The 10972-nt window shown below is 45.6% G+C and carries 13 protein-coding genes; all 13 read right to left on the bottom strand.

Going from position 1 to position 10972, the window contains the following annotated elements; genetic code table 11:
* Positions 1-133: 133 nt before the first annotated feature.
* The 13 genes from B0187_RS07325 to ybeD all read right to left on the bottom strand — a co-directional run bounded on the left by B0187_RS07325 (position 134) and on the right by ybeD (position 10705).
* Complete coding sequence (locus tag B0187_RS07325) at positions 134-553, bottom strand: F0F1 ATP synthase subunit epsilon (protein WP_078237207.1); 420 nt, start codon at positions 551-553, stop codon at positions 134-136.
* Positions 554-578: 25 nt separating this feature from the next.
* The gene (gene atpD, locus B0187_RS07320; protein WP_078237206.1) at positions 579-1952 is read right to left on the bottom strand and encodes a F0F1 ATP synthase subunit beta; all 1374 of its coding nucleotides are present in this window, start codon (positions 1950-1952) and stop codon (positions 579-581) included.
* A 16-nt stretch (positions 1953-1968) separates the two neighbouring features.
* The gene (gene atpG / locus B0187_RS07315) at positions 1969-2835 is read right to left on the bottom strand and encodes a F0F1 ATP synthase subunit gamma (protein WP_078237205.1); all 867 of its coding nucleotides are present in this window, start codon (positions 2833-2835) and stop codon (positions 1969-1971) included.
* A 22-nt stretch (positions 2836-2857) separates the two neighbouring features.
* Entirely contained in the window at positions 2858-4399 is a 1542-nt protein-coding gene (atpA, locus tag B0187_RS07310) for a F0F1 ATP synthase subunit alpha (RefSeq protein ID WP_078237204.1), read from the bottom strand.
* Positions 4400-4412: 13 nt separating this feature from the next.
* Complete coding sequence (atpH, locus tag B0187_RS07305) at positions 4413-4946, bottom strand: F0F1 ATP synthase subunit delta (RefSeq protein WP_078237203.1); 534 nt, start codon at positions 4944-4946, stop codon at positions 4413-4415.
* A gap of 13 nt (positions 4947-4959) precedes the next feature.
* Complete coding sequence (atpF, locus tag B0187_RS07300) at positions 4960-5430, bottom strand: F0F1 ATP synthase subunit B (RefSeq protein WP_078237202.1); 471 nt, start codon at positions 5428-5430, stop codon at positions 4960-4962.
* A 60-nt stretch (positions 5431-5490) separates the two neighbouring features.
* Positions 5491-5745 carry a F0F1 ATP synthase subunit C gene (gene atpE / locus B0187_RS07295; RefSeq protein ID WP_005599073.1) on the bottom strand — a complete coding sequence of 85 codons (255 nt, stop codon included), beginning with the start codon at positions 5743-5745 and terminating at the stop codon, positions 5491-5493.
* Between the two features lie 156 nt (positions 5746-5901).
* The gene (gene atpB, locus B0187_RS07290; protein ID WP_078237201.1) at positions 5902-6690 is read right to left on the bottom strand and encodes a F0F1 ATP synthase subunit A; all 789 of its coding nucleotides are present in this window, start codon (positions 6688-6690) and stop codon (positions 5902-5904) included.
* 29 nt (positions 6691-6719) lie between these two features.
* Positions 6720-7115, bottom strand: coding sequence for an ATP synthase subunit I (locus B0187_RS07285; protein ID WP_078237200.1), 396 nt, complete (start codon positions 7113-7115; stop codon positions 6720-6722).
* A 282-nt stretch (positions 7116-7397) separates the two neighbouring features.
* On the bottom strand, positions 7398-8693 hold the full coding sequence (locus tag B0187_RS07280) for an alpha/beta hydrolase family protein (protein ID WP_078237199.1): 1296 nt from the start codon (positions 8691-8693) through the stop codon (positions 7398-7400).
* A gap of 66 nt (positions 8694-8759) precedes the next feature.
* A complete protein-coding gene (gene lipA / locus B0187_RS07275) occupies positions 8760-9722 on the bottom strand; it encodes a lipoyl synthase (RefSeq protein ID WP_078237198.1) in 963 nt (320 codons plus the stop codon).
* 7 nt (positions 9723-9729) lie between these two features.
* Entirely contained in the window at positions 9730-10389 is a 660-nt protein-coding gene (lipB, locus tag B0187_RS07270) for a lipoyl(octanoyl) transferase LipB (protein ID WP_078237197.1), read from the bottom strand.
* 19 nt (positions 10390-10408) lie between these two features.
* Positions 10409-10705: a DUF493 family protein YbeD gene (ybeD, locus tag B0187_RS07265; protein WP_078237196.1), complete on the bottom strand. Its 297-nt coding sequence runs from the start codon at positions 10703-10705 to the stop codon at positions 10409-10411.
* Positions 10706-10972 lie beyond the last annotated feature (267 nt).

Genomic DNA, 10972 nt, shown 5'->3' with positions numbered 1-10972 from the left:
ATCGAACCGCTTGCATAAATTTAGTGCAATCTGTTTAGTTTCATATCAAAAAAGGATGACAAGCGGTAGGATTTTTTCAAATTTTGAGATTAACAAAAAACCCTAGCAGCCTTAACTGTTAGGGTTTTGAGGATTAGCGTCTATTTGCTAGTTTTGAATTTACGATTTCATAAACACGTAATTTTGCAATTTCGCGTGCTAATTTTGCAGACATATCTGCGTTACTGGTTTTACTGAGCGTTTCTTCCGCTTTGCGTTTGGCGACTAAGATGCGTTGTTTGTCAAGCTCTTCGCCACGGATTGCAGTGTCGGCAAGCACGGTAACCACCGTTGGTTGCACTTCAAGGAATCCGCCTGAAACGTAAATCACTTCTTCTTTGTTATCTTCCAAAGTGAATTTAACCATTCCTGGTTTGATGGCGGTAAGAAGTGGAGTATGCCCTGCATACACCCCTAATTCACCGTCAATTCCCGAAGCTCGCACGCTGGTTACTTTGCCTGAGAAGATTTTTCGCTCTGCACTCACGATAGTGAGTTCAAATTGAGATGCCATTTTGTTCTCCTTGTTTTAAGAACAATTACATCTTGTTGGCTCTTTCAACCACTTCATCAATCGAACCTGCCATATAGAACGCTTGTTCTGGGATATGGTCATATTCGCCGTTTAAGATGCCTTTAAAGCCACGAATGGTTTCTTTTAATGGAACGTATTTGCCCGGTGTACTGTTGAACACTTCTGCCACGAAGAATGGTTGTGAGAGGAAACGTTCAATTTTACGCGCACGAGCCACGACTAATTTATCTTCTTCCGATAATTCGTCCATACCAAGAATCGCAATGATGTCTTTTAACTCTTTATAACGTTGTAATGTACCCTGTACGCCACGTGCCACGTTATAGTGTTCTTCGCCAACCACGAGTGGATCGAGCTGACGGGAAGTTGAGTCAAGCGGATCAACCGCTGGGTAGATACCCAAAGAAGCGATTTGACGGCTTAATACTACGGTTGAGTCTAAGTGAGCAAAGGTAGTGGCTGGCGATGGGTCTGTTAAGTCATCGGCAGGCACATAAACCGCTTGCACCGAGGTGATTGAGCCGGTTTTGGTTGAGGTGATACGCTCTTGAAGTACGCCCATCTCTTCTGCAAGGGTTGGCTGATAACCTACCGCTGATGGCATACGACCTAACAACGCTGACACTTCCGTCCCTGCAAGGGTGTAACGGTAGATGTTATCCACGAAGAAAAGCACATCACGCCCTTCATCACGGAATTTTTCTGCCATTGTTAAGCCCGTTAAAGCAACACGCAAGCGGTTACCTGGTGGCTCATTCATCTGACCGTAAACTAACGATACTTTATCTAATACGTTAGAGTCTTTCATTTCGTGGTAGAAGTCGTTACCTTCACGGGTACGCTCGCCCACGCCAGCGAATACTGAGTAGCCAGAGTGCTCAATCGCAATATTACGGATCAATTCCATCATATTTACGGTTTTACCTACACCCGCACCACCGAATAAGCCCACTTTACCGCCTTTTGCGAATGGGCAGATCAAGTCGATCACTTTGATCCCTGTTTCGAGCAATTCGGTGCTGTTCGCTTGTTCTTCATAGCTTGGGGCGGCACGGTGGATTGACCAACGCTCTTCTTCGCCGATAGGACCTGCTTCGTCAATCGGTTCGCCCAACACGTTCATAATACGACCCAAGGTTTTTGTCCCAACAGGAACTTGGATCGGTTTGTTGGTATTCGTTACTTTTAACCCACGTTTTAAGCCGTCAGACGTACCCAGTGCAATACAACGCACCACGCCACCGCCTAATTGTTGTTGAACTTCAAGGGTTAAGCCTGTTTCAACACTTAATGCATCATATACTTTTGGTACTGCATCTTGCGGAAACTCAACATCGATTACAGCACCGATGATCTGTACAATTTTTCCAGTTGCCATTACCGTTCCTCTTTGGTTAAATCGCTGCGGCACCCGCAACAATTTCATTTAATTCATTTGTAATGCTTGCTTGGCGAGCTTTGTTATACACCAACTGCAATTCGCCGATAAGCGTGCCTGCGTTATCTGTTGCTGCTTTCATTGCTACCATTCGAGCTGCCTGTTCAGAAGCGAGGTTATCTACAATCGCTTGATATACTTGGGTTTCTAAATAACGAACTAACAAGCTATCCAACAACACTTGCGGATTTGGTTCATAGAGATAATCCCACGAACCGCTTGTGTTTAATTCATCATTTTCGAGCTGAGGTAATGGAAGAAGTTGTTGCACCGTTGGTTTTTGCGACATTGTATTCTCAAAGCGGTTGAACGCGACATACACTGCATCCACCTCGCCGTTGCGATAGGCTTCGATCATACCGTTCACAATCCCAACGATTTTTTCCATTTCAGGATTATCGCCAAGCCCTGTAATTTGAGCGTTCACTTTCAAACCCAAAGATTGGAAGAAACTGACCGCTTTCGAGCCGACTAACCCAAGCTCAACACTAACGTCTTTATCTTTCCACGCTTTAAATTCATTCAAAGTTTTCTTGAATAAATTGATGTTAAGACCGCCACACAAACCACGGTCGGTCGAAATCACCAAGTAGCCGACTTTCTTAACATCACGTTGAACTAAAAACGGGTGCTTATAACCAATGCTTCCTTTGGCGATATGGCTAATCACCTTGCGGATTGTTTCCGCATAAGGGCGACTGGCTGCCATACGCTCTTGCGTTTTACGCATTTTAGAGGTAGCCACCATTTCCATTGCTTTTGTGATCTTTTGGGTATTACGAACACTCGCAATTTTGGTTCTTATCTCTTTCGCACCTGCCATTTTGTGTCTCCGTTAGAGTGAATTACCACGCACTGTTCTTTTTGAAACTTTCAACAATTTCAGTGAGTTGATCCTTAATCGAATCGTTGTAATCGCCTGATTTTGTTAAATCTTTCATAAAGTCTGCGTAGTTGCTGTTCGCATACTCTAAGAGTGCTTTTTCAAATGAGCTGATACGTTCTAACTCGACATCATCTAAATAACCAAACTCGGCAGCGAATAACACTAACGCAAGTTGAGCCACCGACATCGGGCTAAATTGTTTTTGTTTGAGTAATTCGGTTACTTTCTGACCGTGTGAAAGCTGTTTACGCGTTGCATCGTCTAAGTCTGACGCAAACTGTGCGAACGCCGCTAATTCACGGTATTGTGCCAATGCGGTACGGATACCACCCGACATTTTCTTTACAACCTTAGTTTGTGCCGCACCACCCACACGAGAAACCGAGATACCTGGGTTTACCGCAGGGCGAATACCCGCATTGAACAAGCCTGATTCTAAGAAGATCTGACCGTCGGTAATCGAGATTACGTTGGTTGGAACGAACGCCGAAACATCGCCCGCTTGGGTTTCGATGATCGGTAACGCGGTCAAAGAACCTGTTTGACCTTTCACCGCACCTTTGGTGAAACGCTCAACATAGTCGGCATTTACACGAGAAGCACGTTCAAGTAAGCGTGAGTGTAGATAGAACACATCACCAGGGAAGGCTTCACGACCTGGTGGACGGCGTAAAAGTAATGAAATTTGACGGTAAGCCACCGCTTGTTTGGATAAATCATCGTAAACGATTAACGCATCTTCACCACGATCACGGAAATATTCGCCCATTGCACAACCTGCATAAGGGGCAAGGTATTGTAACGCCGCCGATTCTGACGCTGACGCCACCACCACGATCGTATTTTGTAACGCACCGTGTTCTTCTAATTTACGCACTACGTTTGAAATGGTTGAGGCTTTCTGACCGATCGCCACATAGATACATTTGATGCCTGAATCACGTTGGTTGATGATCGCGTCGATCGCAAGTGCTGTTTTACCTGTTTGACGGTCGCCGATAATCAACTCACGCTGACCACGACCGATTGGCACCATTGAGTCCACCGCTTTATAACCTGTTTGAACAGGTTGATCCACCGATTGACGGTCGATAACACCAGGGGCGATCACTTCCACTGGCGAGAAGCCATCGTTTTGGATTTCGCCTTTGCCGTCAATTGGCTGACCGAGGGTGTTCACCACACGACCTAACAAGCCACGGCCCACTGGCACTTCAAGAATACGCCCTGTGCATTTCACTTCCATACCTTCCGCTAAATCTGCGTAAGGCCCCATTACTACCGCACCGACTGAATCTCTTTCTAAGTTCAACGCAATCGCATAACGATTGCCTGGTAATGCAATCATTTCCCCTTGCATTACATCGGATAAGCCGTGGATACGAATAACCCCGTCGCTTACCGAAACGATTGTCCCTGTGCTTTGAGCTTCGCTCACCACATTAAACTGGGCAATACGTTTTTTAATCAATTCACTAATTTCTGTTGAATTTAGTTGCATTTTCTTATTCCTCTTACAAGCTCAACTCAGTTGCCAAACGGTTTAGCTGTCCACGGCTACTGCCGTCAATCACAGTATCATCATAGCGAATCATCACGCCAGCCAAGAGGCTACTGTCAATTTTGGACACAATACGCACTTTGCAATTAAGTCGCTTTTCCATCGCAGTGGCGATTTTGGTTTGTTGTGCTTCACTTAATTCTTGTGCTGAAATCACTTCCACCTCTTTCACGGCTTCGTGATCGGCACGCAATTCAAGAAAGGCTTCTAACACCGAAGGTAACGCCGCTAAGCGTTTATTTTCAGCCATTATACGAATGAAATTTTGCCCATATTCATCAAGTTGATCGCCACAAATGCCGACAAAAGTATCCGCAATTTGTGTTGAAGCAAGGCTGGAACTGATGTAATCAGCCACTTGCTCATTCTCTGCCACTAACGCCGAGAATTGCAACATCGCCTGCCATTTATCCAACTGACGCTGTTCTAAAGCAAAATCAAAAGCTGCTTTAGCGTAGGGGCGAGCTACTGTACTTAGTTCTGACATCTGCCCCACCTTATTATAGTTCTGCAACTAGCTTATCAATAATGTCATTGTTTGCCGCTGCATCGACAGAACGACCCACAATTTTCTCAGCACCAGCCACTGCCAATGCTGCCACTTTTTGACGCAATTCTTCTTGAACACGTTTACGCTCACTTTCCACTTCGGCATAACCTTGCTCAATAATTCTCGCTCTTTCTGCTTCCGCTTCCGCTTGAACAGAATCCAAAATCTCATTACGGCGTTTAGTTGCCAAATCAATGATTTTTTGTGCTTCCTCTTTCGCTTTGGCAAGCTCTTGCTCAACCAATGCTTTCGTGTCCGCTTGTTCCTGTTTTGCTTTTTCAGCACTCGCCAAAGCGTCTGCAATGCTTTTCTGACGATCTTCAATCGCCTTAATCAGCGGTGGCCAGACATATTTCATACAGAACGCCACAAATAGGGCGAACGCAATCAGCTGACCAATTAGTGTTGCATTTAAATTCACAACGCCTCCTCAAAGTCGGTTAAGTTATTCATTGAATAACGATTAAAACGAAAGCCCGACTTATTTCAATAAATCAATGAACGGGTTTGCGAAGATGAAAAGTAATGAAATACCCACAGCGATCATTGCGATAGCATCGAGAAGACCCGCAACGATAAACATTTTAGTTTGTAAGCTACTTGCAAGTTCAGGCTGACGAGCTGATGATTCTAAGAATTTACCCCCTAAAATCGCAAAGCCAATCGCTGTGCCAAGTGCCGCGAAAGCTAAAAGAATTGACGCACCAATAATTGTTGCTGTGATTACAGATTCCATAATGTTCTCCATTTAGGTTGAAGGATTAGCCAAAGGCTAGGTTGATAAAAAAGGTTAAATCTCAAATACAAGCGGTGAGATTCGCAAAAATTTTCGCCAAACCGACCGCTTGCACCTTTGCTTTCGTTCACAAAACTGATTGAAAGCGATGTTTGCTTAGTGATCCGCCTTGTTATAAGCGATACTCAAATAAACAATCGTTAGCATCATAAAGATAAAGGCTTGAAGCGTAATCACTAAGATGTGGAAAATTGCCCAAACCAAGTGTAACGGCACGCCCAACGCTTGTAGCAAGAAGTTGTCTGCCATATACATTACTGCAATAAGGATAAAAATTAGCTCGCCCGCATACATATTCCCGAACAAACGGAAACCTAATGAAATCGGTTTAGCCAAAAGCGTTACCGATTCAAGCACCAAGTTTACCGGAATCAATAACGGATGGTTGAACGGGTGCAAGGTGTATTCTTTTACGAAACCGCTCACGCCTTTTGATTTGATCGTATAGAAAATGATTAAGAAGAATACGCCGATTGCCATACCCAAAGTGGCACTGATGTCCGCCGTTGGCACGGCACGCAAGTATTCAATCCCGAACAATGCCGCAAATTGACCTGGGAAATCGACAGGGATCAAGTCAATCGCATTCATCAAAAATACCCAGCAGAACACGGTTAAAGCAAGGGGTGCAACCACTTCACGCGAGCCGTGGAAGTTGTCTTTGACCAAGCCATTGACCCATTCCACAATCATCTCAATCAAACATTGCAATTTGCCCGGCACGCCCGTGGTCGCTTTTTTCGCCACACGCGAGAAAATCCACAAAAACAAACCACCTGCCAAGAACGAGAAAAACAGGGTATCTAAATGAACATTCCAAAAGCCATCGCCCGTTTTCAAAAACGTTAAATGGTGCGAAATATACTCAGCAGTTGATCCAGCCATAATCTATCCTTTTGAATTTAAAAGAAATTTTAATTATCCCTTGCACGATTTTTGGCTTGCAAAAAGATCGGCAACGTAATATTCAACAATAACGCAAAAAAGTAGCCCACGAAAAAAGCGATAAAATGAAGCTGCGGCACACCTTTAAAAATCGCCACAATCAGCCCAATCGTCAAAAGCCATTTCAGCCCTTCCGCCCGATAAAAAGCGGTCATTTTCGACTGATTTTTTGCAGATTGTCGAAAGAAAATCCAATATGTAAACAAGCAATGGGGCAAAAAACTCGCCAAACTTCCCAACCAAAGAGAAAGTGCAATTTGCCATTGCCAGACAAAACCCACACACGCCAGCAACACGAGAAAAATCATTTCTAACCGTAATGCGTAACGATATTGCTGTTTTGCTTTATTGATTACAGCAGACATCATAATCCCCGTAAAAAATGTGGAATTTCCACTGTAAAACCAACAAAAATTGGGGCGAATTATACCTTACAAATCTTGACTTTTAAACTAATCACGCCATAAAAAACGGCATTAGATCGCAACTTTGTTATAAAAACGTGAAAAAAATCACATTTTTCAAGCAAATGTAAAAACCCAAAAAACAAAAACAGTCAGGCGATTTGATTTTTTTGATCTCGATCCTGACTATTTGCTTACAATTTTGTCAATTTTGCAAAATTTTTGCGAAAGCCACCGCTTGCACTAACCCTTAGATTGCTCGAACAACCACTCTCGAATCGGTTCGATTGAGTAGGCGATTCGCCAAGTATTGCGGTGTCCACTCGCCCCTTTGCGGTCGGAAGTGGGCAGAAATACCGTTTCTTTATCGAATACGGTGTAGTTAATTGGGCTTTGTTCAGATCGGATTTTGTCGTAGGCAAAGCGATATTGCTCGCTGTCCCAAGTGCCGTTCCAGATCGCTCGGCTAATTTTCGCCCCCTCTTTTTCCAATCGCTCGGTAATGCGGTTTTCCCCAGGGAACGCCCCCAAGTCGTCCATTGAAACCATAATCCACAGCTTTTTCTTCGCCAACGGTGCGACCAAATCCGGCGACCACTGCCCTGCCACCAAATAACTTGCGGCAAACAGATCAGGATATTTGATATTCATCGCAATCGACATCATACAGCCACCCGACTGCCCCGTGGCGTAAAGGCGGCTGGTGTCGATTGGGTATTTTTTAGTCAATTCCTCAATCAAATGAATGGTGGTGTCCAACATCGGCGAGGCTTGCGATTTGTCGTCCACAATGATTTCATCATATTGTGGGGCAAGCACAAAACAAGGGCGTTTCGCCTGTTCCGCAGGGTCAGCCCAAATCACCGCCCCCAAGCCTTGCATTAGGGTGGCTCGATGATATTCGCTGGTTACACCTGCATCGTGCATAAACAGCACCAACGGCAACGGCTGGCTTTGATTTTTAGGCACATAGAGATTGTAACGCAAGGTTTTGCCTGTGCGAGGGTCGTCAAAAGTAAGCTGTTGGAAATCGTCCACAATCAGATTATTCACTACCGAGGTTTCCAACGTTTTGCCATTCACTTGCACCTGTGCGGTGGGGGTGGCAAACACGAGGTTGGTCGCAGGTTTATCCCCCGCCACCCAAGGTTTGCCCTTGCCCTTTTCATTCGGTTTTTGCTGTTTGACGGTCGCATTTGCCATTGGAATTTCGCTGGAAAGGGACAAATTCGGCTCATCCGCTGAAAGGGATAAAATCACAAAACGACCGCTTTCCGCAGGGGTCAAGCTCGCCGATTGGCTGACGAACAAGTCAGTAATGGTGCGACCTTCCACCCTAAAATCACTTTTGGCAAACTGCAAGGCATTCACTTCGGCGTTAAACTCAATCGCCACCGCCGTGAGGCGAATGCCGTCCTCAAACACCTGCGTGATTGCCGTGGCTCGTTCGGCAGTGGCTGAACCAACCGCCCACGCTGGCAGGCTCACGGCAATCGCCGCCCCAGCCCCGATTAACATCAATTCTCGGCGTGTAATCATTTGACTTTCCTCTTTCAATTTAAAGGGTTAAAAAAAATCCCACCGCAAGGGGTAGGATTCTCAAAATTATTTCACTAAGCCACCGCTTGCTTGCAAGTCGGCGTGGTAAGAAGAACGGACGAACGGGCCGCAAGCTGCGTGCTCGAAGCCCATTTCGTGAGCCTTATCACGGAACATATCAAATTCCTCTGGTGGCACATAGCGAGCGACAGGCAAATGGTGGCGGCTCGGTTGCAGATACTGCCCGAGGGTCAGCATTGTTACGCCGTGATCACGTAAATCTTGCATCACTTCCAAAATTTCCTCGTTGGTCTCGCCCAAGCCGACCATAATCCCCGATTTGGTTGGAATCTCTGGGAACATCGCCTTGAAATCTTTGAGCAATTTCAGCGACCAGTGATAATCCGCCCCTGGGCGAATTTCACGGTAGAGGCGTGGCACGTTTTCGAGGTTGTGGTTAAACACATCAGGCGGATTTTCACGCAATTTTTCTAACGCTTGCTCAATGCGTCCGCGGAAATCTGGCACGAGAATTTCGATTTTGATATTCGGATTTAACGCTCGGATTTCACGCACGCACTCGGCAAAATGCTCCGCCCCACGGTCAGGCAAATCATCACGATCCACCGAAGTGATCACCACATATTTCAATTTCATATCTTGAATGGTTTCCGCTAATTTGCGTGGCTCGTCTGGGTCAGGCGGTAACGGCTTGCCGTGAGCCACATCGCAGAACGGGCAGCGGCGGGTGCAGATCGCCCCTAAAATCATAAAAGTGGCGGTGCCGTGGTTAAAACATTCGTGCAAATTCGGGCAAGAGGCTTCCTCGCACACAGAGTGCAAGCCGTGTCGTCTCATTCCGTTTTTGATACTTTCGATTTTTGCCGAACTCGCGGGCAATTTGATTTTCATCCATTCAGGCTTTTTCAAAATTTCCTGATTGGGATCGATATTTTTTACAGGGATAATTGAGGTTTTGGCGGCATCACGATATTTGACGCCACGTTCCATTTTGAAAGGTTCTGCCATTTGTTACCTATTTGTTAATGATTTGCTCGGCATTATAACCGACAATTTGGGTAAAGTGTGCGATCAATTTCGGCGAAACGAGGTCGCATTCCGCTTGATTTGGCTCGATAAAATCCGCCAACTGACACATTTCCAACCCTGCGTAACCGCACGGGTTGATATTGCGGAACGGCGATAAATCCATTTTGACGTTCAACGCCAAACCGTGAAAGGAACAGCCTTTGCGAATCCGCAACCCGAGCGAGCAGATTTTTTTCTCATTGATATAAACCCCTGGGGCGTCAGGCTTCGGATAGGCTTCAATCCTATAATCGGCAAGGGTTTTCACGACGCATTGTTCGAGGGCGGTCACCAGCTCTCGCACATTCAGATCATTGCCATTCGCCTTATGGCGTTTGATGTCGATCAGCACATACATAATCTGCTGCCCCAGTCCGTGATAGGTAATCTGCCCGCCACGATCGGACTGCACCACAGGGATAGCGGTCGGATTCAGCAAATGTTCCGCCTTGCCCGCCTGCCCCTGCGTAAACACCGCAGGGTGCTGCACCAGCCAAATCTCATCGGGGGTCTCGGCGGTGCGATTATCAGTAAACGCCTGCATTTCCTGCCACGTTTCCAAATAATCTCGCACACCAAGTTGGCGAATAATCAGGGTTGGGGTCATAGATTTATCCTCAACTTGTTTACAACACCATTCTCACGCCATCAATTTTGGCAAGTTCGGTATAGAGGGTTTCGACTTGCTCGATATTTTCCGCCACGATGTCGATAGAGACGGAATTGTAAGTGCCTTTCGAGCTTTTTTGCTCGCGTGGGTTGTAGTCGCCTTTGGCATATTTTTGGGTAACCACCACCACATCATCCACCAAATCAGGGCGGTTTGAACCCACCACTTTAAAGGTGAAGTTGCACGGAAATTCGAGTAGGTCTTTTAATTTTGCTTGTGGAAGATCTTGTAAGTTTACGGTTTTTTCAGTCATTATTGTTCCTTATTATTCTTTATCGTTGAATGCAAGGGGATGGATTTTGTGGAATTTTCAAAAATCCTACCGCTTATAGATCTACTTTTCTTTGCTTGTGCAAAGAAAAGTAGCAAAAGAAAGCACACCCCGAGCATTTTGCTTTTGTTTCGCTTGTTGCTAATTTCTACGGTCGATTTGTAAACTCGCCTACTGCGTAGGCTCAAACAGTACAAATCGCCCTTGAAATTTTACGCAACCGCTCAACGCAAAATGACGGGGTATTTG

It is taken from the genome of Haemophilus paracuniculus, assembly GCF_002015115.1.
In the GTDB taxonomy this organism is placed as follows: Bacteria; Pseudomonadota; Gammaproteobacteria; order Enterobacterales; family Pasteurellaceae; genus Haemophilus_E; species Haemophilus_E paracuniculus.
The sequence above is the reverse complement of the archived record's forward strand: the minus strand, read 5'-3'. Positions and strand labels throughout refer to the sequence as shown.

Coding starts and splice junctions, on each gene's coding strand:
- atpE (WP_005599073.1), bottom strand. CDS start 5,745: ATGGAATCTGTAATCACAGCAACAATTATTGGTGCGTCAATTCTTTTA.
- atpH (WP_078237203.1), bottom strand. CDS start 4,946: ATGTCAGAACTAAGTACAGTAGCTCGCCCCTACGCTAAAGCAGCTTTT.
- ybeD (WP_078237196.1), bottom strand. CDS start 10,705: ATGACTGAAAAAACCGTAAACTTACAAGATCTTCCACAAGCAAAATTA.
- lipA (WP_078237198.1), bottom strand. CDS start 9,722: ATGGCAGAACCTTTCAAAATGGAACGTGGCGTCAAATATCGTGATGCC.
- B0187_RS07325 (WP_078237207.1), bottom strand. CDS start 553: ATGGCATCTCAATTTGAACTCACTATCGTGAGTGCAGAGCGAAAAATC.
- atpD (WP_078237206.1), bottom strand. CDS start 1,952: ATGGCAACTGGAAAAATTGTACAGATCATCGGTGCTGTAATCGATGTT.
- B0187_RS07280 (WP_078237199.1), bottom strand. CDS start 8,693: ATGATTACACGCCGAGAATTGATGTTAATCGGGGCTGGGGCGGCGATT.
- atpB (WP_078237201.1), bottom strand. CDS start 6,690: ATGGCTGGATCAACTGCTGAGTATATTTCGCACCATTTAACGTTTTTG.
- B0187_RS07285 (WP_078237200.1), bottom strand. CDS start 7,115: ATGTCTGCTGTAATCAATAAAGCAAAACAGCAATATCGTTACGCATTA.
- atpA (WP_078237204.1), bottom strand. CDS start 4,399: ATGCAACTAAATTCAACAGAAATTAGTGAATTGATTAAAAAACGTATT.
- atpG (WP_078237205.1), bottom strand. CDS start 2,835: ATGGCAGGTGCGAAAGAGATAAGAACCAAAATTGCGAGTGTTCGTAAT.
- lipB (WP_078237197.1), bottom strand. CDS start 10,389: ATGACCCCAACCCTGATTATTCGCCAACTTGGTGTGCGAGATTATTTG.